Below are 21626 nucleotides of genomic sequence, written 5' to 3'. Positions count from 1 at the left end.
AAGCGGTCGGCCGGCGGTCGCGGGCTGCTGTTGGGCGGTGTACCCGGCGTGCAGCCGGCACGCGTCGTCGTGCTCGGCGGCGGGGTGGTGGGAACGCAGGCCGCGCGCATGGCCGCCGGCCTTGGCGCGGAGGTCACCGTGATCGACCGCTCTATACCCCGGCTGCGCGAACTGGATGATCTCTTTATCGGGCGGGTGCGTACCCGCTTCTCGACGATCGAGTCGGTCGAGGAAGAGGTGTTCAATGCGGACGTCGTGATCGGCGCGGTGCTGGTGCCCGGCGCCAGCGCGCCCAAGCTCGTCACGCGGGCGATGCTGAAATCGATGCGGCCGGGCGCCGTGCTGGTCGACGTCGCGATCGACCAGGGCGGTTGCTTCGAGACCTCGCATTCGACCACACATACGGATCCGACCTACGAAGTCGACGGCGTCGTACATTATTGCGTCGCCAACATGCCGGGCGCAGTGCCAGTGACATCGAGCCAGGCCCTGAACAATGCGACGCTGCCGTTTGGCCTGATGCTCGCCGAAAAGGGCTTTGCTGCGGTCCTGGAAAACCCGCATTTGCGCGACGGACTGAACGTCCATCGCGGCCGCATTACCAACCAGGCGGTGGCGGAAAGCCTCGGGCTGGAATTTGCGCCGGTCGAGAGCGGGCTCGCGGCGTAGAGGCGCCGCCTACGCCGGCTTGCGGTGGCGGCTGCCGAGCGCGGCTTCGATCGTCTCGGGCTTCTCGATACGCTCGATCAGCATGTCGATGCGGTCGCCGCCCCAGAACAGCTCGCCGTTGAACACCATGGTCGGGACGCCGAACACGCCGAGCGCCTCGGCCTCGTCGATGATGCGGTCGTGCTCGGCGCGGGCAGGGCCGTGGACGTAGCGTTCGAATTCGGTTGCGGAGCCGCCGCACGATGTGATGACACCGGTGATCTCGGCGAGATCGTCGATCTCCAGGTCATGGCTCCAGAAACGGCGGAACACCGCGTCGTGGTAGGGGCGGAAGAAGCCGTGCCGTTGGGCAAACAGCATGCCGACGCTGGAATGGAAGGCGTCGTAGATCCGCCGCGGTCCCTTCATGACCAGCCCTTGCGCATTGGCATAGCGACGGGCGTCCATATAGGCATAGCGCACCTTGCGCCAGAAATGCGGTGTACGTTCCTCCACCGTGCCCATGAATTCGGCAACGCGTAGCGTGTAGGGGAGCCATTCGAGCTCGACACCATGCTTCTCTTCGAGCTCGAACAGCCGCTTGTTCGCCACGAACGCGTAGGGGCTCTTGTAGTCGGTGTAGACGCGAACAACCGGTTTAGACATGGCAAGCTTCCTTTCGGATGTGCGGCGCTGCCTGCCGCAAGCGTGGTGAGAGTGCCCGCTAACCCTACGTCAAGTCCGCGTCGATAAGGGAGTCACGCCTTCGTCAGCTTGTATTGTCGCAGATCCGGATCGTGTGTCATGCGCCAATAGTCCACGAAGCGCCAGGGCATCGCCGAAAATACGCGGCCGCTCGAATTGCGGTAGTAGGTGCTCATGCCGGGATGGGTCCAGATCATGGCCTCATGCTCGGCATCGACCTTCTGGACGTAGTCATCGAGTATGTCCTGACGAACGTCGATGGCGGCGACGCCTTGCTCGATCATGTCGACGAGACAGGCAGAGATGTAGCGGCTCTGGCATTCCGACTGGAAGATGACGCTGCCGCCATGGGCGGGACCCGAGTTGGGTCCGAGCATGCAGAAGAAGTTCGGGAAGCCGGGCACCGTGAGGCCGAGAAATGCGGTCGGGTTGTCGTTGCTCCAGGCTTCACGCAAATCATTGCCGTCGCGGCCGGTGATGTTGAGGCGCGCCGCCATCTCCGTCACCTTGAAGCCGGTCGCGACGATGATGACGTCGGCGGGGCGGTGCTTGCCGTCCACGGTGACGATGCCTTCGCGGTTAAAATGGTCGATCTTGTCGGTGACGAGCTCGACATTCGGCCGCGTCAGCGTCTTGAACCAGTTGTTGTCGAGCAGGATGCGCTTGCCATAGGGCGGGTAGGTCGGCACGCATTTCTCGATCAGGTCTGGCCGGTCCTGCAATTCGGACAGGATGAAGTCGGTCAATTCCTGGCGGTGCCGGTCGTTGCCCTTGTTGACGGCGCGCTCCGGATGCGGCCAGGCCGGATCCTTGCGCAGGAAGGGAAGCAGGCCGTCGCCGTAGCGCCAGAACATGTTGAAGCGGTACCACTGCACATAGAACGGCAGATGTGCAAGCAGCCAGCGCGCCCCCTCCGTGATCGGGTCGGAGTAGCCTTTCACGGGCCGCGCCCACTGCGCGCTGCGCTGATAGACCGTGACCGAGGCGACGCGGCCGGCGATCGACGGCACGAGCTGCATCGCTGTCGCGCCGGTGCCGATCACGGCGACATGCTTGCCGTCTAGATCGATACCTCCAGACCATAGCGCCGAATGCAGGATCGTCCCCTTGAAGTCTTCTTCGCCCTTGAAGTGCGCGCGGGAGGGATCGTTGAGCTGGCCGATGGCAGAGACCAGCGCGTTGGATTCGATGGTTTCCTCGCCGTTCTCAGTCTTGAGCGTGGAGATCCAACGCCGCCTGCCTTCATCCCATCGCGACGATGTCAGCTCGGTGTTGACGCGCAGATGCTTGCGGATGCCGTATTCGTCCGCGACCTTCAGCAGATAGCCGAGCAGTTCCTCGCGCTGGCAGAAGTAGCGCGTCCATGCGTTACGTGAGCCGAACGAATACGAATAGGAATGGTTCGGCGTATCGACGCCGCAGCCGGGATATCGGTTGATCCACCAGGTGCCGCCGAGTTCGTCGTTCTTCTCGACGATGGTGTAGGGGATGCCGAGATGGCCGAGCGCGACGCCGAGCGCGATAGCGCAGACGCCCGCGCCGACGATCAGCACGTGCTGCGCGGCGAGCTTGCCATCCGAGGGACGCGTCGTCCAGCGCGCCTCACGCGGCGCAAAGCCCATCTCCTCGCGCATCAGGGGCGCATATTCCGGCGCGACGTTCTCGCCGAGGCAGGCGCGCATCATCTTCAGCAACAGCTCTTCGCCGGGATCGGTGACGACAGGCTTTGGCGTACCGTCGGCGAAGAGCTTGACCACCGCGGCGCGAACTTCGTCCTGGATCGCCTTCGGAACTCCGGCCTCGGGATCGGGAATGAGGCGGATGTCGCGCTTGGGCAGGTAGGGCGGCTCGAGCCAGCGCTCGTCGCCTGTCATGTGGACCAGCACCATCAGGAGGCAGCGGATGTCGGCTTCCGCGATTGCCGAGGCAAGGTCGAGCGGCTTGCGTGGAGATTCGATGTTCATTGCGTTTCCTGATCTTCGGAGACATTGAAGAGGCCGCGCGTCATCAGCTTGCGATAGGCAGATATGACGTGGTCGGGCACGGCAGTGACGCCGTCGGCCGAATAGGAATAGCGGCGGCTGAGATAGCCGCGCGAGCCCATCAGCATGTGCACGATCGCCTCGAGTTCCTCGTCGCTGTAATTCTCGGTCGCGCCGGCAAGCCGTGCACGGCGCAGGATGCGGACGTAAGCAGTCGAGATGTTGTCCAGATGCTTCTGGTAGCCGATCGGCGCGAAGAATTCGGCTTCGTTGAGGATGCGCAGGAATTCCGGGACCTCACGGATGAAGTCGAAGAAGGCGGCGAAGCGCTCGAGCTCCTGCCGTGCCGCATCGGCGGTGCCGGTGCGGGCGCGGATGAACTCGACCATGTCGATGCCGATCTTCGGCAAGAGCTGTTCGAGCAGTTCCTGGCGGTTCTCGAAGTGATTGTAGAAAGTGCCTTGCGCGACCCCGGCTTCTTCGGTGATGCGGGCGACCGAGGCTTCGGCATAACCGTGCTTGCCGACGATCTTCGTGGCCGCCTCGAATATCTTCTGCTTGGTCCAGGCGTTGCGCTCGACGCGGTTGAGCTTGGTCACCTTGGCGCTCGCGTTCGCTTGCGTCATTCAGAAGTCTCCAGCTCGGCGCGCAGCACGCGCTTGAGAATTTTCCCGCTGGGATTGCGGGGGGAGGCTGTCGCGGATGACGAGCTCTTTCGGCACCTTGAAGCTGGCCAGTCGCGCGCGGCAGTGCTCGGTGAGGGCGGGGAGTTCGAGGCTCGCGCCTTCGGCCAGTACGACGATGGCAACCGGCCGCTCGCCCCAGCGCGCATCGCGGAGGCCAATCACCGCGACCTCGCGGACCCCGGGAAGATCGTAGATGACGCGCTCGACTTCTGAGGAGGCAATGTTCTCTCCGCCGGAGATGATCATGTCCTTCTTGCGGTCGGTCAGGTACAGGAAGCCTTCGTCGTCGAGATAGCCGACGTCGCCGCTGCGGAACCAGTCGCCGAAAAAGGCTGCCGCCGTCTTCTCCGGGTCCTTCCAATAGCCGCGCGTAATCTTCGGCCCGCGCAGGCAGATCTCGCCATTGACGTTTGGCGGTAGCGTCCTGCCGTCTTCATCGCGGATTTCGATCTCGACATGCGCGATGGCGCGCCCCGTCGAGCCGATCTTCTGGATCTCGCGCCCGGCCTCCATGAAGGTGTCGCCTCCGACCGTTTCGGTAAGGCCATAGGCGTCGATGTATCGCGCATTGCGGAAGAATTCGGAGAAGGAGCGGATGCGCACCTCCGGCGTCTTCTCGCCGCCGCCGATCGCCCATTTCAGGCTGGATACGTCGTAGCGGTCGCGCGTCGGGCAGGTGAGCATCGCCGTGGTCATGACGGGCGCAAACCAGGCGGCGTTCAACTTGTCCTCGGCGATCGCCGCAAGCGCGCTCTCGGGCTCGAAGTTGCGTTCGAGGTGGATAAAGCCGCCGTGCCAGAGCACCGCGATTCCGGGCAGGTCGAGCGCGCCGACGTGATAGAGCGGGCCGACGACGAGAAGCCGCGTGTCGGGGTTGATGCCTAGTGCGATCGTCTGGTCAGCCGACTTCCAGTAGAAATTATCGTAAGTGAGCATCACGCCTTTGGGGCGGTCAGTCGTTCCCGAGGTGTACATCAGTCGCATCAGATCGGACGCGTGACGGATGTGCATTGGCGCGGGCTGCGCGTCGTCTGCGAGGCGGGTGACGCTTTGCTGCGCGGCTTCGTTCAGCACCACGATCTTAGCGCCCGCTGCATTCGCGGCGAGCTCTTCATCGACGATCAACAGCCGCGCGCCGGCATTGCCGGCGATGTAGCCGACCTCGTCGCGCGAGAGGCGGAAATTGATCGGCAAAAACACTGCGCCGAGATGGCTGGCGGCGAACACGAGCTCAAGGAACGCCGCGCTGTTCTTCATCAAAACGGCCACGACATCGCCGGCGCCGATGCCTTGCGTGGCGAGCCAGCCGGCCGCTTGCCGGATGCGTGTGTCGAAGACCGCGTAGGAGATCTCCTCGCCGCGATATTTCAGCGCAGGCCGCTCCGGCGTGCGCCGGGCATGAAAGGCGATGAAGCTCGTCAGGTTGATCATTGCGCGGATTTCGGACCGATTGCCGGCCTCGTTTCCTTTCTTGATGAATTCTGACTCGTAATTCATCTTCGGCTTGACGTCACCCCCCTACCTCTGAAATCCTTGGGAACACGGAGACGAGACGATCTCCGACAGGGACAGGAAACGCCGACCCGACAGAGGGAGGGGAAAAATGACGAGAACCCGCAAGCCGGGCATCAGCCGCCGTTCAACACTGGCGCTGATGGGCGCCGGTGCGATGAATGTTGCCGCGCCGTGGGTGGCGCGTGCGCAAGCCAAGACCATCAAGATCGGCATGCCGACGATTTTGTCCGGTCGGGTCGCGCAGCTCGGCACGTCATCGCGCAACGCGGTGATGCTCGAGGTTGATAAGGTCAACGCCGCCGGTGGTCTTGCCGGCCGGCAGATTGAGATGGTGATCCGCGACTCCAAGGGCCAGCCGCAGGAAGCCGCCCGCGTCGCGCGCGAGCTCGTCAACACCGATGGCTGCGAATGGCTGATCGACGGCGAGGCATCGTCCGGATCGTTCGCGGTTCACGAGGTCGCGCGCGATCTCGGCGTGCTCTGCGTCCACACCTGCTCGGAAGCGTCTTCGCTCACGGCCGATCCGAAGCAGCACATTCCGAACGCGTTCCGCTGCGTGCGCCAGGGCATTCACGACTCCATCGTCGGCGGCAGCTACGCCGCCTCGATCGCGAAAGCCAAGGGCCTGAAGAAGTGGGCGACCTGCTCGCCGGACTACGCCTATGGCCGCGACACCACCGGTGAGTTCACGCTCTACCTGAAGCGCTTTGCCCCCGACGTCGAGGTCATCAGCGAGTCCTGGCCAAAGCTGTTCCAGCCCGACTACACCGAAGTGGTGACGAAGATCCTGCAGGCGAAGCCGCAGGCGCTGTATTCCTGCCTGTGGGGCGGCGATCTCACCTCGTATATCGACCAGGCCAACATCTACGCGATGTTCAGCCAGATGGAGGTGTTCGCGGTCAACATGGCCGACTACACCGCGCTCACGGTGGTGAAGAACCTGCCGAAGGGCATTCACTCCGGCAACCGCTACATCAAGACCTTTCCGGCCACGCCGGAGAACGCTGCCTGGGGCGATGCCTACAAGGCCAAGTACAACGAGTATCCGACCAACTGGTCGTGGCAGAACGCGACCGCCGTGATGTTCCTTAGCGAAGCGGCGAAGAAGGCAAATTCGACCGACGGCAAGAAGATCGCGGAGGTGCTGAAGGGCCTCACCATCAAGTGCCCGTTCGGCGCCGACGGCACCGTGACGATGCGTGCCGACGATCATACACTCGTCGGTTACGCCATCGGCTGGGGCACCACGATCCCGCAGGAGCCCTATGTGCCGGAAGTCAAGGCCGGCGACTGGAAGGCCATCTTCGAGCTCGAAGCCGAGTGGAAGAAGAGCAAGGGCTACACCTGATCCGAGACGCGGCGGAGACGGGTGACCGTCTCCGCCGTCTTCGTTTCGTTTTCCGCGCCGTATCAGGCGCACGACAATGAAAGTGCTTCCGTGGATCTCGACGCGCTTGCCGGCTGCCTCTCCAGCTCCGCCTGCCTGGTGACGCAAACCACCAGCGGCCTCATCATCGGCATGCTTCTGTTCCTGGTCGCGGTCGGGCTGACGCTGATCTTCGGCGTGCTCAAGGTCGTCAATTTCAGCCACGGCGCCTTCTACATGTTCGGCGCCTATTTCGCGATGACGGCCTATCACCTCACCGAAAGCTTTGCGCTCGCGATGCTGGCGGGCGCGGCCGGCACCGCCATCCTCGGCCTGATTTTCGAGCGCGTCTTCATGAGCCGCGTCTATGGCGCCGACGTGCTGATGCAACTCCTCGTCTGCTACGCGTTCGTGCTGATCTTCGACGACGTCGTGCGCATCATCTGGGGACCCGAATTCAAGTCGATGGGCATGCCGTCCGCCTTCCAGGTGATGCCGCTGTTCATCGCCGGCGGCGTGGTGCCGCCATATTATCTGCTGCTGATCGGCGTCGCGCTTGTCGTGGCGATCGTGCTCGGCATCGGACTCTCGCGCAGCCGCATCGGCAAGGTGGTCCGCGCCGCCGCGCATAATCCCGGCATGGTCTCCGCGCTCGGCATCAACACCGGACTGATCTATGGCGGCGTGTTCGCGCTTGGTGGCATGCTGGCGGGACTTGCCGGCGCACTTGCGGCGCCCGTGCGCTCGCTGACCCCCGGCATGGGATTTTCAGTGCTGATCGAATCCTTCATCGTCACCGTGATCGGCGGCATGGGCTCGATCCTCGGTGCGCTGATCGGCGCGCTGCTGCTTGGGCTGATCCGGTCCTTCGGGTCGCTCGGCTTTCCCTTGTTTACCGAAGGCCTGATGTATCTGTTCATGGTGATCGTGCTGGTTTCCAAGCCCACTGGCCTGTTCGGCAAGGAGGCGGCATGACCGAGCTTGAGGCCGGACGTGCCGAGAGGTTGGCGCCGGCGAGCGGCAGTGCTGCATTTCAGCGCTATCGAGACGTGCTGATCGCTCTGATCGCCTTCGCCGTTCTGGCGTGCCTGCCGCTGTTGTCAGGCAGCAAGGCGCTGCTCGATTTCGTCATCCGCTGCTCGGCCTACGGCCTGTTCGCGACCTCGCTCAACCTGCTGGTGGGCTATACCGGCCTGACCTCGTTCGGCCATGGCATGTTCTTCGGCCTTGGTGCCTATAGTTTCGGCCTGATCATGCAGCGGCTCGGCGTGCCGATCCCGGTCGCCTTCGTCGCGACGCTGGCGATCACGGCGGTGATCGCTGCCGCTATCGGTGCGATCTGCGTGCGGCTGAAAGAGATCTATTTCGCCTTCGTCACGCTGGCTTTCCAGATGCTCATCCACTCGATGATCCTGTCCTGGGCCTCCTTCACCGGTGGTGACCAGGGCCTGCGCGGCGGCATCCCGCGCCCGGTATTCCTCGGGATCGATCTTGCCAACCACGTCCATCTCTATGTTGCGAGCTGCGCGCTGCTGATCCTCGGTCTGCTCGCGATGCGCCAGATCGCGCAATCGCCGTTCGGCTACACGCTGCGCATGATCCGCGACAATGCCGCGCGCGCGAGCTTCCTCGGCATCGACGTCTGGCGCGCCAAGCTCACCGTGTTCGTGCTGGCGGCGCTGTTCGCCTCGATGGGCGGCATGGTGATGGCGCTGTTCGTTTCCGGCGCGTATCCGGAATTCGCCTATTGGACCATCTCGGGCGAGGGCATCTTCATCAACATGCTCGGCGGCGTCTCGACTTTCCTGGGGCCGATGGTCGGCACCGTGCTGCTGTTGCTGCTCAACGACACCGTTACGCGCTTCACGGAGTATCACGGCATCGTGCTCGGTGTCGTCATCCTGTTTTTCGCGCTGGGCCTGCGCAAAGGCCTGCTGGATTTCGTTGCCGAATGGTTCGCGCACCGGCGCGACGCGGTCGAGGGGCGTTAGCCATGCTCGAGATCCGCAACCTCGCAAAATCTTTCGGCGGCGTGAAGGCGACCAACGACGTCACGCTCGACTTCCCCGACGGCTCGCTTACCGCGGTGATCGGCCCGAACGGCGCTGGCAAGAGCACCTTCTTCAACCTGATCACCGGCGCGCTCAAGCCGGATTCCGGCCAGGTGCTGCTCGACGGCGTCGATCTTGCCGGCCGTTCGCCGCCGGAGATCGTGCGCCACGGCGTCGGCCGCGCTTTCCAGGTTGCAAGCATCTTCAAATCGTTGACGGTGCAGGAGACCATGCTCGCCGCCGTCAGTGCCGACCAGCGCTCATCTGCGGTGCTGCATAAGCGCTTTCCCTTGCCCGAGACGCGCGATCGCGCCGAGCACGTGATGGAGTTGCTGGGGCTCGCGGGAAAGCGCAATCGCACCGCGGCGACGCTGTCGCATGGCGACCAGAAGCTGCTCGACATCGCGCTGGCCTTGGTGCTCGAACCAAAAGTGCTGCTGCTGGACGAGCCGACCGCGGGCATGGGCCCGGAAGAGCGCTGGCGCATGATCGACAAGGTGCGCGAGCTCTGGGAGACGCAGAAGATCACCGTCGTCTTCATCGAGCACGATATGGACATCGTGTTCAAGATCGCCCCGAAGATCGTCGTGCTCTGCTACGGCCGCATCCTGGCAACGGGCACTCCCGACGAGATCCGCAACAACAGTGCCGTGATCGACGCCTATCTCGGTACCGAACATGCGGGAGCCGCCGCATGAGCGCTGTTGTCATTGAAGTCGCCGATCTCGATGTCTATTACGGCACCAGCCAGATCCTGTTCGGCGTCGGCCTCTCGGTGCGGCAGGGTGAGACCATGGCGCTGCTGGGACGTAACGGCGCCGGCAAATCGACGACCATGAAGGCGATCATGGGGCTGGCGCCGCCGCGACGGGGCAAAGTGAGCCTGCGCGGTGCGGTGATCTCGGGCCAGAAGCCGCATCATATCGCGCGCGCCGGTCTCGGCTTCGTGCCGGAGGATCGCCAGATCTTTCCGGAGCACACGGTCGAGGACAATCTCGTCATCGGGAAGAAGCGCGGGCCGGAAGGCCAGGACGAATGGCCGATCAAGCGCATCTACGAAGTCTTCCCGCTCCTGGAGCCGCTGCGCCGTCGCATCGCAGGACGCCTCTCGGGCGGCGAGCAACAGATGCTCGCGATCGCGCGCACGCTGATGGGCAATCCGGCGCTCCTGCTGCTTGATGAACCGAGCGAGGGGCTCGCCCCGATCATCGTGCAGCGGATCGGCGAGCTGCTGCGCCAGCTCCGCCAGCTTGGTTCGACCGTGCTGATCGCCGAGCAGAACATGCATTTCTGTCTTGGTCTTGCGAGCCACGCCACTGTCATCGACAAGGGGCAGATCGTCTATGCCGCCGGCATCGATGAACTCAAGGCCAACGACGCCATCCGACGCCGCTACCTGGCGCTGTAATCAAGGGCTCCGGGGTTCCAAATAGGGCGGCAGAAGAAAACTATTGTCCCGGGACCATTAGGCGGAAGGAGATTCCCCTCCGCGCGGCAAAAAAGCTAATCGCTTCCATTGCTGTTTGGGGCCGAAACGACGACATTCCTGCCAGAAATTGATGGATCGGCAGTTATGGAACGCACCGGATTTGAGCCCTTCGGCGAGCAGTTGGTGTCCGCAACGGACACGCAGCCGCGGTCGCGTGCGTCAAAGATGCTGCTGCGGGCCGGCACCGGCTTGTTCTGGTCCCTGGTGGCGGCGATTGTGCTTGCTCGCGCCGCCTTCTTCGAGCCGGGCGTCTATGACGGCTTCAGCCGCGTGGCTTCGCTCGCCAAGAGCCTGATCTTCTGACGCGGATTATTCCGGGCTGAGGATAGAGCTTCCCTCGGCCCAGATATGTCGAAAACTTATTTCCCAATCGGGCATCGCTGCGTATAAATCCTTCTCCTCGAGGAGAGATTTTTGTCGCAGAATCAAGCATCCAGCCCGGCCGACGCCAAGCCGACCACCGCTGTGAGTCGCATCGCGGCGCTCATTCCGGGCATCCTCCTTTGTATTGTCGTCGCTGGCATATCGGCCCTGCTGGAGCGGGCGGAGCTGGGCGTGTTCGAGCACCCCTATGTAGAGGCGCTGGTGATGGCGATCCTGCTCGGGATGGCCCTGCGCAGCTTCTGGAAACCCGCGCCGCGCTGGCAGGCCGGCATCGCCTTCAGCGCCAAGCAGCTCCTCGAAGTCGCAGTCATGCTGCTAGGGGCCTCCATCAGTTTTGCCGCGATCGCTGCCTCGGGCATCGCGCTGCTGGCATCGATCGCCGCGATTGTAGTGATCGCGCTCTGCGTCTCCTTCGGCCTCAGCCGGATGCTCGGCCTGTCGACGCGCCTGTCGATCCTGATTGCCTGCGGCAACTCCATCTGCGGCAACTCCGCGATCGCCGCCGTGGCTCCGATCATCGGCGCCAACAGCGACGAGATCGCGTCCTCGATCTCCTTCACCGCGATCCTCGGCGTGATGATGGTGCTGGGCCTGCCGCTCCTGATTCCGCTCCTGCAATTGTCGGCCACGCAATACGGCATCCTCGCGGGCCTCACCGTCTATGCGGTGCCGCAGGTACTTGCGGCGACGGTTCCGGCCGGGCTCATCAGCACGCAGATCGGAACGCTCGTGAAATTGATGCGCGTCCTGATGCTCGGGCCTGTGGTCGTCGGCCTCTCTCTGGTCGCCTCGCGCTGGCAGAGCAGCGCAAAGAAGACCAATGTCGGATTTTTCCGTCTCGTCCCCTGGTTCATCCTCGGCTTCCTTGCGCTGGCCACTCTTCGCTCCCTGGAGATCGTGCCGGGCACGGTGGTCGGGCCGGTAACGAAGATCACTGGCTTCCTCACGGTGGTCTCGATGGCCGCGCTGGGTCTCGGCGTCGACGTGCGCGTGCTCGCTAATGTTGGCGGCAGGGTGACGGCTGCCGTGACGCTGTCGCTGATGCTTCTGCTCGGGATCAGCATCGCACTCGTGCACTGGTTCAAATGAGGAACGCACCGGCGTGTGACGCACGAAGATGCATGCCAAACGCGCGGCCCAATCTGCCGCTCTGGACTTCCCCTGCCAGACGTTTATTGGTCTTCGCTAACGGCGTTGGTCGCTGTTTGACGCGGCTGATCCGAGAAAGAGCGAGGACGCGGCCATGACGACACTGACTGCAAAAGAGCTTCTTCCCGAGGACGGTACGCGGGGAACGCTGGCCGGCCGCGTCTGGCTGCCGCAGGCGAACGGTCCGGCCGTGGTCGCCGTGCGCGGCGACGGTGTCTTCGATGTCACCGCAAAGTTTCCGACCATCAGCGCGCTCTGCGAAGAGGACAATCCGGCCAAGGTGCTTGCCGCGACCAAGGGCGAGCGCATCGGCGATCTCGAGGCCATCGTCGCCAACACGCCGCCGGACCAGCGCGACCGCCAGAAACCGTGGCTGCTTGCGCCCGTCGATCTCCAGACCCTGAAGGCCGCCGGCGTCACCTTTGCCATCTCGATGCTGGAGCGCGTGATCGAGGAGCGCGCGAAGGGCAACCCGGCCTCGGCCGAAGCGATCCGCAAGGAAGTGACGCGGCTCATCGGCGACGATCTGTCAAAGCTCAAGCCGGGCTCGGACCAGGCGATGCGGCTGAAGCAGGTGCTGATCGACCAGAACGCCTGGAGCCAGTATCTCGAAGTCGGCATCGGCCCCGACGCCGAGGTCTTCACCAAGGCGCCGACATTGTCCTCGGTCGGCACCGGCATGGATGCCGGCCTGCATCCGAAGTCGACCTGGAACAACCCGGAGCCCGAGCTCGTGCTGTTCGTGTCGAGCCGTGGCAAGATCGTCGGCGGCGCGCTCGGCAACGACGTGAACTTGCGCGACTTCGAGGGACGTTCGGCATTGCTCTTGTCGAAGGCCAAGGACAACAACGCCTCCTGCTCGATCGGCCCGCTGCTGCGCTTGTTCGACGACGGCTTCTCGCTCGACGACGCGCGCAAGCTCGACATCAGCCTGAACGTGAAGGGCACAGACGGTTTCGTCCTCGACGGCCATTCCTCGATCAGCAAGATCAGCCGCGACCCGACCGACCTGGTCGAGCAGACGATCGGGAAGGTGCATCAGTATCCCGACGGCTTCGTTCTGTTCCTCGGCACGATGTTCGCACCGGTCAAGGATCGCGGGGCGCCGGGGCAGGGGTTCACCCACAAGCGCGACGACATCGTCACGATCGCTGCACCCCAGCTCGGCAAGCTCGTCAACCGCATGCGGACCAGCGACGAGTGCGAGCCTTGGACTTTTGGAATCGGCGCGCTGATGAACAATCTTGCGCAGCGGAAGCTGATCTAGTGCTTCGCCACTCTGCCGCTTGCGGCAGTTGATGGCATTCGCGAATTTTTATGAGACCGTCATGCCCGGGCTTGTCCAAGCTGGAGCCGGGCATCCACGTTCCTTTGCCCCGTGAGGCAAGGCGCGGACGGCCTCCCAAATGGACCAATCCAGCCCATGTTGATGTGTCAGCTATGTCTCCGAACACCCGTCAGTGATCTGTCCGGGCCAAACAACGAGCCCGGCCATGACGATGTCGCGACACCCACCATTTCTTTCATCTATACGTTGTATTCGTGGAACAAAGTCGCTCTGAGCATGCTACCCAAACGTACCCCGTGGCCTAAGCTCGAATAGTCAAATAATATGACTAGTAGGCCCGCCAATTCCGTGAAATAGTACCCCAAAATCGCCCGTCAGGCGACGCGTGGGTGCCATGTTACCAAAATGGGCGCTCGCCGATATTGGGAGAGGCGCCTCATGACCTCGCGCATCGTCGTCATTCCGACGCGGCGGGCTCATTCCAACCACGCAGAAGTCGCCCGCTCGATCGGCGTCGACATTATCGCCGGCCGCTATGCGGAAGGGACGCGCTTGCCCGGTGATGCCGAGCTCACCACGATGTTTGGCGTGTCGCGGCCGGTGCTGCGGGAGAGCGTTAAGACCCTGGTCGCCAAGGGCCTGCTCACCACCAAGGCACGGGTCGGCACCGTCGTGCGCGAGCGTGCCGCCTGGAACATGTTCGACGCCGACGTGCTGGCCTGGCATCTGGACGCCGGCATCGACAAGCGCTTCCTCAACGACCTCGCCGAGATTCGTCTCGCGGTCGAGCCGCGTGCGGCTGGGCTCGCAGCGGCGCAGCGGTCGGAGGAGGACGTTGCCGAGCTTCGCCGCAGCATGGAGCGTATGCGGCTTGAAGCGTCCGACTCGGTGGGCTTTGCCGATGCCGACCTCGCGCTCCATGTTGCCGTGGCACGCGCCTCCGGAAATCTGTTCATGCGCTCAATCGGGCATGTCATCGAGGCCGCGTTGCGCGCCTCGTTCCTGCTCAGCGCACCGGTCGAGCCGGAGGATCGCGAGACCGTGCTGCTCTGGCATCAGAAGATCGTCGATGCGATCGCGGCGGGTGATGTCGAGGGCGCATCGGAGGCGATGGTCTACGTCATTCATAACGGCACCCGCCGCCACGAGGGCACGGTGATCGAGACCGCGCCGGCCGAGGCGTTGCCGTCTGCGGCATCTGGAGAGAGATCGTGACGGAGCTTCGCATCGCCATCGTAGGCTTCGGCAAGATCGCGCGCGACCAGCATGTTGATGCGATCGCCGCGACACCGGGCGCAACGCTCGCGGCCGTCGCCAGCCGCAACGCCTCGCTGCCGGGCCTGCCGCATTTTGCCACCATCGAGGACTTGCTGGAGAAGGGGCCACCGATCGATGCGGTGTCGCTCTGCACGCCGCCACAGGTGCGCCGCGCCCAGGCCGCCGCGGCGCTCGCCGCCGGCAAGCACGTCATGCTGGAGAAGCCGCCCGGCACCGGCGTTGCCGAACTCGATCCCTTGATCGCGATGGCGGCGGATGCGAAGCGCACGCTGTTTGCGACGTGGCATTCGCGCTATGCGCCGGCGGTCGAGCCGGCGCGCGAGTGGCTCGCCTCGTGCCGCATCCTGTCCGTTCACATCAACTGGAAAGAGGACGTCCGCGTCTGGCATCCCGGACAGGGCTGGATCTGGGAGCCGGGCGGGCTCGGCGTGTTCGATCCCGGAATCAACGCGCTGTCGATCCTGACCCGCATCCTGCCGAAGCCGGTCTTCGTCACCGCAGCCGAGCTTGCGTTTCCGTCCAACTGCCAAGCCCCGATTGCCGCAAACCTGACGCTGACCGACATCGGCGGCCTGCCTGTTACTGCCGAGTTCGACTTCCGTCAGACCGGGCCGCAGAGCTGGGATATCCTGGTGGAAACCGACCGAGGCCGGATGACGTTGTCCGGAGGCGGCAGGCGCATGGCGATCGACGGCAAGGCAGTTGCCGAGGCCCCCGACGAGGAATATCGCGAGTTGTACCGGCGCTTCGTCAAGCTAGCCGTAACAGGCGCGAGTGACGTCGACCTGGCGCCGCTTCGTCTCGTCGCCGATGCCTTCCTGCTCGGCAAGCGCACTCTGGTCGAACCGTTTGTGGACTGAACATGGCTGGCTCAAAAATCAAAAAAGACGTCTTCGGAACGCTGCCTGACGGCCGCAACGTCGAGCGCATTGTGCTGCACGGGGAGGGCGGCTTCGAGGCGCGCGTCATCACCTATGGCGCGGTGCTACAGGCGCTGATCGTGCCGGACTCGAAGGGGGCCTACGACGACGTCGTGCTCGGCCATGACGCGTTCTCAGGCTATCTCGCCGAGCGAAAGTTCTTCGGCGCCACAGTCGGCCGCTACGCCAACCGCATCGCCAAGGGACAGTTTTCGCTCGACGGCGAAACGGTGCAGCTTCCCGTCAACAACGGCCCCAACGCCCTGCACGGCGGCCTCGATGGGTTCGACCGCAAGCTCTGGGAGATTGCCAGCATCGACGAGGGCGCCGAGCCCGCGGTGACGCTGACCTATGTCAGTCCGCACGGCGAAGAGAATTATCCCGGCCGGCTCGATGTGCGCCTGACCTATCGCGTCACCGGACCGGCCGAGCTGTCGCTCAGTATGGAAGCGCGAACGGACCGGCCGACCATCGTCAACCTGACCAATCACAGCTTCTTCAATCTGGAAGGCGCGACGTCAGGCTCGCCCATTCTCGACCACCGCTTGATGGTCGCCGCCGAGCATTTCCTCGCGATCGATCCGACCGCGATCCCGCTGCCGGAGCCACCTCGCGCGGTGGCCGGTACGCCGTTCGATTTCCGCAATGCCCAGGCCGTTGGCGCGCGCATCCGCGAGAACGATCAGCAATTGCGCAACGGCAAGGGCTACGACCACACCTACTGCCTCGCGCGCGACGGCAGGCTTGCTCTCGCGGCGCGGCTGGAAGCACCGCGCTCGGGCCGCGTCATGGAACTCCTCACCGATCAGCCCGGCCTTCAGGTCTATTCCGGCAACTATCTCGACGGCACGATTTCAGGGAAGGGCGGCAAGCTGTATCGCCAGTCGGATGCCATGTGCCTGGAGCCGCACATCTGGCCGAACTCGCCGAACCGGCCGGATTTCCCGAGCCCACGCCTTGCGCCCGGTGAGGTCTATCGCCATCACACGGTCTATCGCTTTGCGGTGAAATCGCCATGATGGAACAGGTGCCGACCACCGTTCTCTCCCCGGCGCCTTGCCATCTCGGTGAAGGCCCCACCTATGACCTGACCACCGACACCGCCTGGTGGTTCGATATCCGCAAGGGACGGCTGTTCGAGGCGCATCTCGGCAGCGGCGCGATCCGCATCCACGTTCTCGGCCGGATGGCGAGCGCGCTCGGGCGCATCGATGCCGAACGCCAGTTAATCGTCGCCGAAGACGGCCTCTACATCCGTACGCTCGTCGACGGTGCGATGACGCTGCTCTATCCGCTCGAAGCCGACAATCCCATGACCCGCTCCAACGATGCCCGTGTGCATCAGTCCGGCACGTTCTGGATCGGCACCATGGGCCGCAGTGCCGAACCGGGGGCAGGCGCCATCTACGCGTTCCATCGCGGCAAGATCTCGACACTATTTCCCGGCATCAGCATTCCCAATTCGATCTGCTTCTCGCCGGATGGAGCCATTGGCTACTTCGCCGACACCGCGCGCGCGGTGCTCTACGCGGTGCCGCTCAATCCCGCGACCGGTTTGCCGCGCGGCGAGCCGGAGGTGTTGCTGCGCCACACCGGCATCGGCGGCCTCGACGGCTCGGTGTGCGACGCCGACGGGCAGATCTGGAACGCGTGCTGGGGCGCCAGCCGTATTGATGTCTACTCTCCGCAGGGCGAGCGCCTGCGCTCATTGAGCGTGCCGGTAAAGCAGGCGAGTTGCCCGGCCTTCGTCGGTCCCGACTTGTCGCGCCTCCTCGTCACCTCAGCTTGGCAGGACATGGACGCCGCGGCGCGCGCCGCCGATCCGCAAGCCGGCCGCACTTTTCTATTGGAGGCATCCGCGCGCGGTCGCGCGGAGCCCGACGTCAAGCTCGCATAGGAGACTCGGAGCCGCCCAAGACCAACGTTCTCGGACCAACGTTCTCGACGACACGAAAAACAGTCTGACACCCAAGGGAGTGAAACATGCTGAAACTGAAGACGACCTTCCTCGCGTTGGCACTGGCCGGCGCTGCGACGATGGCCGCAGGCGCAACTGTGTCCGCCCAGGACAAGCCGACCGTCGGCATTGCCATGCCGACCAAATCCTCCGCGCGCTGGATCGATGACGGCAACAACATGGTCAAGGTTCTGAAGGAGCGCGGCTACAACACCGACCTGCAATATGCCGAGGACGACATTCCGAACCAGCTCTCGCAGGTCGAGAACATGGTGACCAAGGGCGCCAAGGCGCTGGTGATCGCCGCGATCGACGGCACCACGCTCTCCGACGTGCTCAAGCAGGCCAAGGCCAAGGGCATCACCGTGATCGCTTATGACCGTCTGATCCGCGGCACGCCGAACGTCGACTATTACGCGACGTTCGACAATTTCCAGGTGGGCGTGCTCCAGGCGCAGTCGATCGAAAAGGGGCTCGGCCTGAAGGAGGGCAAGGGTCCGTTCAACATCGAGCTGTTCGGCGGTTCGCCCGACGACAACAACGCCTACTTCTTCTACAACGGCGCGATGAGCGTGCTAAAGCCCTACATCGACAGCGGCAAGCTCGTTGTCGCCTCGGGCCAGATGGGCATGGACAAGGTCGCGACGCTCCGCTGGGACGGCGCCACCGCGCAGGCCCGCATGGACAATCTGCTTAGCGCCTACTACGGCAACAAGAAGGTCAACGCCGTGCTGTCGCCCTATGACGGCCTTTCGATCGGCATCGTCTCCTCGCTGAAGGGCGTCGGCTATGGCAGCGCCGACCAGCCGATGCCTGTTATCTCGGGCCAGGATGCCGAGGTTCCCTCGATCAAGGCGATGCTGCGCGGCGATCAGTACTCGACCATCTTCAAGGACACCCGCGACCTCGCCAAGGTGACCGCCGACATGGTCGACGCGGCGCTCGCCGGCAAGCAGGTCACGGTCAACGACACCAAGACCTACGAGAACGGCGTCAAGACCGTGCCGTCCTATTTGCTCAAGCCGGTCGTGGTCTACAAGGACAATTGGGAGAAGGTCCTGGTCGACAGCGGCTACTACAAGAAGTCGCAATTCCAGTGAGACCTTTCTTTCTCCCTCTCCCCGTTCTTACGGGGAGAGGGTTGGGGTGAGGGGCTCCTTCGGCGTAGCCGGTCGCAGTTGCCCTCGCGGAGACTCCCCCTCACCCGATCGCTACGCGATCGACCTCTCCCCGCAAGCGGGGAGAGGTGAAGGATTGGATGGGACACATGACGATGACCGCGATGCTGGAGATGCGCAACGTCAACAAGAGCTTTGCAGGCGTTCAGGCGCTGCGTGACGTGAACTTGTCGGTCGAGGCCGGGCAGATCCACGCCCTCGTCGGCGAGAACGGTGCGGGCAAGTCCACGCTGATGAAGGTGCTCAGCGGCGTCTATCCGTATGGCAGCTACGAGGGCGCGATCGTCTTCGAGGGCGAGGAGCGGCGTTTTCGCGACATCAACGGTTCCGAGGCGCTCGGCATCATCATCATCCATCAGGAGTTGGCGCTGATCCCGCTGATGTCGATCGCGGAAAACATCTTCCTGTCGCACCCGCCGTCGAAGCTCGGTGTGATCGATCGCGACGAGGTGTACGGGCGGACGCGCGAACTCCTCGCGCAGGTCGGCCTGAAGGAATCGCCGGATACGCTGATCACCGATCTTGGCGTCGGCAAGCAGCAGCTGGTCGAGATCGCGAAAGCGCTGTCCAAGCGGGTGCGGATGCTGATCCTGGACGAGCCGACCGCCAGCCTCAACGAGGCCGACAGCGCCGCGTTGCTCGAGCGCCTCATGGCCTTCCGCGAGCAGGGCATCGGCTCGATCCTGATCTCGCACAAGCTGAACGAGGTCGCGCGCGTTGCCGACCACATCACCGTGCTGCGCGACGGCCGCACCGTCGACAGCATCGATTGCCATGCCGAGCCGATCCAGGAAGACCGCATCATCCGCAGCATGGTCAACCGCGATCTCGCCCATCGTTTTCCCGAGCGCAGCGCCAAGATCGGCGAGCCCGTCCTCGAAGTCGCGAACTGGTCGGTCTATCACCCTGTTCATCCCGAGCGGCAGGTGATCAAGAACATCGATTTCAGCGTGAAGCGCGGTGAGGTCGTCGGCATTGCCGGGCTGATGGGCGCCGGCCGCACCGAATTCGCCATGAGTCTGTTCGGCCGCTCCTGGGGCTCCAATATCAGCGGCCATCTCCGGCTCGAGGGCAGGGAGGTCGCGCTGCCGAGCGTCGCGGCCGCGATCGATGCCGGCCTTGCCTATGTCACCGAGGACCGGAAGCAGCTCGGGTTGATCCTCGCCGACGACGTCCGCAAGAACATCACGCTCGCAAGCCTCGACCAGGTCGCACCGGGGCGGGTGATTGACGATATCGCCGAGCTGAAGATCGCCAGCGACTACCGCAACCGCATGCGCATCCGTTGCTCCGACGTTTATCAGGAGACCGGCCAGCTCTCCGGCGGCAACCAGCAGAAGGTGGTTCTGTCGAAATGGCTGATGACCGATCCCAAGGTGCTGATCCTGGACGAGCCGACGCGGGGCATCGATGTCGGTGCCAAATACGAGATTTACTGTATCGTCAACGAGCTTGCGGAGGCCGGCCGCGGCGTGGTGGTGATTTCCTCGGAGATGCCCGAGTTGCTCGGCATCTGCGACCGCATCTGTGTCATGAACGACGGCGGCTTCGTCGGCGAGTTCCCGGGCGCTGAAGCGACACAGGAAAAGATTATGCGCGCCATCATGCGTAACAACAGAAGCTTTGGCAGCGGCGCGTCTGAGGCCGCGGAGATGGGAGGATCGCAGCCATGACCGACAAGGCGGTTTCGCTGCCCGAGGAGCGCCGGCACGGTAGCTTCATCAAGAACAATCTGCGCAATTACGGCATGCTGCTGTCGTTGATCGCGATCATGTTGTTCTTCCAGGTCATGACCGGCGGCACGCTGCTCCAGCCGCTCAACCTCACCAATCTGGTGTTGCAGAACAGCTACATTGTCATCATGGCGCTGGGCATGCTGCTCGTGATTGTGACCGGACACATCGACTTGTCGGTTGGTTCGGTCGCGGGCTTCGTCGGTGCAGTGGCTGCCTTGCTCATGGTGACCTACAAGGTCGACTACACGCTCGCATTCATAGCCTGTCTCGCGGTCGGCGCTGCCATTGGCGCGGCGCAAGGCTATTGGGTCGCCTATTTCAAGATCCCATCCTTCATCGTGACGCTGGCCGGCATGCTGGTGTTCAAGGGCCTTGCGCTCGCGGTGTTGCAGGGCCAATCGCTCGGACCGTTCCCGCCGACGTTCCAGAAATTGTCGTCGGGCTTCATTCCGGAACTGCTGCCTGAGGCCGGTACGCTACATCCGACATCGATGCTGATCGGGGCGGTGCTGGCGCTCGGCCTCGTCTATGCCAGCGCAAAAAGCCGCGCGCGCGAGCAGTCGCACGGCATCGAGGTCGAGCCCTATGCGTTCTTCCTCGGCAAGAGTATCGTGCTGGCCTGCGCGGTGCTTTACTTCACCTATCTGATCGCGACCTATCGCGGCCTGCCGAACGTGCTGGTGATCATGAGCGCCCTGATCGCGCTCTACGGTTTCGTTACCCGCCGCACCGTGATCGGGCGCCAGATCTATGCGGTCGGCGGTAATGCGAAGGCAGCAAAACTGTCGGGGATCAAGACCGAGCGGCTGACCTTCCTCACCTTCGTCAACATGGGCGTTCTGGCCGCGCTCGCCGGCCTTGTCTTCGCCGCGCGCCTCAACACCGCGACCCCCCAAGGCGGGCCTCGGCTTCGAGCTCGACGTCATCGCCGCCTGCTTCATCGGCGGTGCCTCGGCCTATGGCGGGGTCGGGCGCGTCGGCGGCGCCGTGGTCGGCGCCATGATCATGGGGGTGATGAACAACGGCATGTCCATCCTCGGCATCGGCATCGACTACCAGCAGGTCATCAAGGGCCTGGTGCTGCTCGGGGCCGTCTGCATCGACGTGTATAATCAGCGGCGGTGACGCTGCTTAGCCCGGATGGAGCCAACGGGTCGGCGCGAAGCGCCGCCCCGTTGGCTCCATGCGGGCTACTGGTTCCCTTGAGGCCTCGGGATGTGTCTCAGCCTGAGACAACACCAGGCCGACGTGTATTGTTGATCTAGATCAACCGATAGCCAATTCCGTGCTAACT

The 21626-nt window shown here is 63.8% G+C and carries 19 protein-coding genes and 1 pseudogene; 16 read left to right on the top strand and 4 right to left on the bottom strand.

Going from position 1 to position 21626, the window contains the following annotated elements:
* The coding region (locus AC630_RS19900; RefSeq protein WP_167561243.1) for an alanine dehydrogenase at window positions 1-669 on the top strand (669 nt) is incomplete at its 5' end.
* A 9-nt stretch (window positions 670-678) separates the two neighbouring features.
* On the opposite strand, the gene AC630_RS19895 is transcribed toward AC630_RS19900, so the two are convergent.
* The 4 genes from AC630_RS19895 to AC630_RS19880 all read right to left on the bottom strand — a co-directional run bounded on the left by AC630_RS19895 (window position 679) and on the right by AC630_RS19880 (window position 5518).
* Window positions 679-1314, bottom strand: coding sequence for a 2-hydroxychromene-2-carboxylate isomerase (locus tag AC630_RS19895; RefSeq protein WP_074120170.1), 636 nt, complete (start codon window positions 1312-1314; stop codon window positions 679-681).
* 92 nt (window positions 1315-1406) lie between these two features.
* The gene (locus AC630_RS19890) at window positions 1407-3317 is read right to left on the bottom strand and encodes a flavin-containing monooxygenase (protein ID WP_074120169.1); all 1911 of its coding nucleotides are present in this window, start codon (window positions 3315-3317) and stop codon (window positions 1407-1409) included.
* Window positions 3314-3961 (bottom strand): TetR/AcrR family transcriptional regulator, encoded by a 648-nt coding sequence (locus AC630_RS19885; RefSeq protein ID WP_074120168.1) that lies wholly within the window; start codon window positions 3959-3961, stop codon window positions 3314-3316. Before AC630_RS19885 ends, AC630_RS19890 begins: the two co-directional genes overlap by 4 nt.
* Window positions 3962-5518, bottom strand: coding sequence for an AMP-binding protein (locus tag AC630_RS19880; protein ID WP_245330463.1), 1557 nt, complete (start codon window positions 5516-5518; stop codon window positions 3962-3964). It lies immediately after the preceding gene.
* A 106-nt stretch (window positions 5519-5624) separates the two neighbouring features.
* Between AC630_RS19880 and AC630_RS19875 the strand changes: the two genes are divergently transcribed.
* The 15 genes and pseudogenes from AC630_RS19875 (at window position 5625) to mmsB (ending at window position 21457) form a co-directional block, all read left to right on the top strand.
* Complete coding sequence (locus tag AC630_RS19875; RefSeq protein ID WP_074120167.1) at window positions 5625-6884, top strand: ABC transporter substrate-binding protein; 1260 nt, start codon at window positions 5625-5627, stop codon at window positions 6882-6884.
* A 90-nt stretch (window positions 6885-6974) separates the two neighbouring features.
* Complete coding sequence (locus tag AC630_RS19870) at window positions 6975-7877, top strand: branched-chain amino acid ABC transporter permease (protein ID WP_074120176.1); 903 nt, start codon at window positions 6975-6977, stop codon at window positions 7875-7877.
* Window positions 7874-8893, top strand: coding sequence for a branched-chain amino acid ABC transporter permease (locus tag AC630_RS19865; RefSeq protein ID WP_074120166.1), 1020 nt, complete (start codon window positions 7874-7876; stop codon window positions 8891-8893). Before AC630_RS19870 ends, AC630_RS19865 begins: the two co-directional genes overlap by 4 nt.
* Window positions 8894-8895: 2 nt before the next feature.
* Window positions 8896-9651, top strand: coding sequence for an ABC transporter ATP-binding protein (locus AC630_RS19860; RefSeq protein WP_074120165.1), 756 nt, complete (start codon window positions 8896-8898; stop codon window positions 9649-9651).
* Window positions 9648-10361, top strand: a complete 714-nt coding sequence (locus AC630_RS19855) for an ABC transporter ATP-binding protein (RefSeq protein WP_074120164.1) — start codon at window positions 9648-9650, stop codon at window positions 10359-10361. The genes AC630_RS19860 and AC630_RS19855 overlap by 4 nt, the downstream gene beginning before the upstream one ends.
* A 165-nt stretch (window positions 10362-10526) precedes the next feature.
* Window positions 10527-10745: a hypothetical protein gene (locus tag AC630_RS19850; protein ID WP_074120163.1), complete on the top strand. Its 219-nt coding sequence runs from the start codon at window positions 10527-10529 to the stop codon at window positions 10743-10745.
* A gap of 111 nt (window positions 10746-10856) precedes the next feature.
* Window positions 10857-11915 carry a YeiH family protein gene (locus AC630_RS19845; protein WP_074120162.1) on the top strand — a complete coding sequence of 353 codons (1059 nt, stop codon included), beginning with the start codon at window positions 10857-10859 and terminating at the stop codon, window positions 11913-11915.
* A 154-nt stretch (window positions 11916-12069) separates the two neighbouring features.
* Entirely contained in the window at window positions 12070-13242 is a 1173-nt protein-coding gene (locus AC630_RS19840; protein ID WP_074120161.1) for a fumarylacetoacetate hydrolase family protein, read from the top strand.
* A 459-nt stretch (window positions 13243-13701) separates the two neighbouring features.
* On the top strand, window positions 13702-14478 hold the full coding sequence (locus AC630_RS19835) for a FadR/GntR family transcriptional regulator (protein WP_074120160.1): 777 nt from the start codon (window positions 13702-13704) through the stop codon (window positions 14476-14478).
* Window positions 14475-15401, top strand: coding sequence for a Gfo/Idh/MocA family protein (locus AC630_RS19830; RefSeq protein ID WP_074120159.1), 927 nt, complete (start codon window positions 14475-14477; stop codon window positions 15399-15401). The genes AC630_RS19835 and AC630_RS19830 overlap by 4 nt, the downstream gene beginning before the upstream one ends.
* A 2-nt stretch (window positions 15402-15403) precedes the next feature.
* Complete coding sequence (locus AC630_RS19825; RefSeq protein WP_074120158.1) at window positions 15404-16480, top strand: aldose epimerase family protein; 1077 nt, start codon at window positions 15404-15406, stop codon at window positions 16478-16480.
* Complete coding sequence (locus AC630_RS19820; RefSeq protein WP_074120157.1) at window positions 16480-17358, top strand: SMP-30/gluconolactonase/LRE family protein; 879 nt, start codon at window positions 16480-16482, stop codon at window positions 17356-17358. The genes AC630_RS19825 and AC630_RS19820 overlap by 1 nt, the downstream gene beginning before the upstream one ends.
* A gap of 86 nt (window positions 17359-17444) precedes the next feature.
* Window positions 17445-18518, top strand: coding sequence for a multiple monosaccharide ABC transporter substrate-binding protein (chvE, locus tag AC630_RS19815; RefSeq protein WP_074120156.1), 1074 nt, complete (start codon window positions 17445-17447; stop codon window positions 18516-18518).
* Between the two features lie 173 nt (window positions 18519-18691).
* Window positions 18692-20269 (top strand): multiple monosaccharide ABC transporter ATP-binding protein, encoded by a 1578-nt coding sequence (gene mmsA, locus AC630_RS19810; RefSeq protein ID WP_074120175.1) that lies wholly within the window; start codon window positions 18692-18694, stop codon window positions 20267-20269.
* Window positions 20266-21457, top strand: a pseudogene (gene mmsB, locus AC630_RS19805) (multiple monosaccharide ABC transporter permease). Before mmsA ends, mmsB begins: the two are co-directional and overlap by 4 nt.
* Window positions 21458-21626 lie beyond the last annotated feature (169 nt).

This window comes from Bradyrhizobium sp. AS23.2 (assembly GCF_001908185.1).
Taxonomy (GTDB): Bacteria; Pseudomonadota; Alphaproteobacteria; order Rhizobiales; family Xanthobacteraceae; genus Bradyrhizobium.
The sequence above is the reverse complement of the archived record's forward strand: the minus strand, read 5'-3'. Positions and strand labels throughout refer to the sequence as shown.

Excerpts from the sequence above, each read along its gene's own strand:
- AC630_RS19880 (WP_245330463.1), bottom strand. The coding sequence starts at position 5,518 with ATGAATTACGAGTCAGAATTCATCAAGAAAGGAAACGAGGCCGGCAAT.
- AC630_RS19885 (WP_074120168.1), bottom strand. The coding sequence starts at position 3,961 with ATGACGCAAGCGAACGCGAGCGCCAAGGTGACCAAGCTCAACCGCGTC.
- chvE (WP_074120156.1), top strand. The coding sequence starts at position 17,445 with ATGCTGAAACTGAAGACGACCTTCCTCGCGTTGGCACTGGCCGGCGCT.
- AC630_RS19875 (WP_074120167.1), top strand. The coding sequence starts at position 5,625 with ATGACGAGAACCCGCAAGCCGGGCATCAGCCGCCGTTCAACACTGGCG.
- AC630_RS19865 (WP_074120166.1), top strand. The coding sequence starts at position 7,874 with ATGACCGAGCTTGAGGCCGGACGTGCCGAGAGGTTGGCGCCGGCGAGC.
- AC630_RS19890 (WP_074120169.1), bottom strand. The coding sequence starts at position 3,317 with ATGAACATCGAATCTCCACGCAAGCCGCTCGACCTTGCCTCGGCAATC.
- AC630_RS19850 (WP_074120163.1), top strand. The coding sequence starts at position 10,527 with ATGGAACGCACCGGATTTGAGCCCTTCGGCGAGCAGTTGGTGTCCGCA.
- mmsA (WP_074120175.1), top strand. The coding sequence starts at position 18,692 with ATGACCGCGATGCTGGAGATGCGCAACGTCAACAAGAGCTTTGCAGGC.
- AC630_RS19835 (WP_074120160.1), top strand. The coding sequence starts at position 13,702 with ATGACCTCGCGCATCGTCGTCATTCCGACGCGGCGGGCTCATTCCAAC.
- AC630_RS19820 (WP_074120157.1), top strand. The coding sequence starts at position 16,480 with ATGGAACAGGTGCCGACCACCGTTCTCTCCCCGGCGCCTTGCCATCTC.
- AC630_RS19860 (WP_074120165.1), top strand. The coding sequence starts at position 8,896 with ATGCTCGAGATCCGCAACCTCGCAAAATCTTTCGGCGGCGTGAAGGCG.
- AC630_RS19855 (WP_074120164.1), top strand. The coding sequence starts at position 9,648 with ATGAGCGCTGTTGTCATTGAAGTCGCCGATCTCGATGTCTATTACGGC.
- AC630_RS19840 (WP_074120161.1), top strand. The coding sequence starts at position 12,070 with ATGACGACACTGACTGCAAAAGAGCTTCTTCCCGAGGACGGTACGCGG.
- AC630_RS19895 (WP_074120170.1), bottom strand. The coding sequence starts at position 1,314 with ATGTCTAAACCGGTTGTTCGCGTCTACACCGACTACAAGAGCCCCTAC.
- AC630_RS19825 (WP_074120158.1), top strand. The coding sequence starts at position 15,404 with ATGGCTGGCTCAAAAATCAAAAAAGACGTCTTCGGAACGCTGCCTGAC.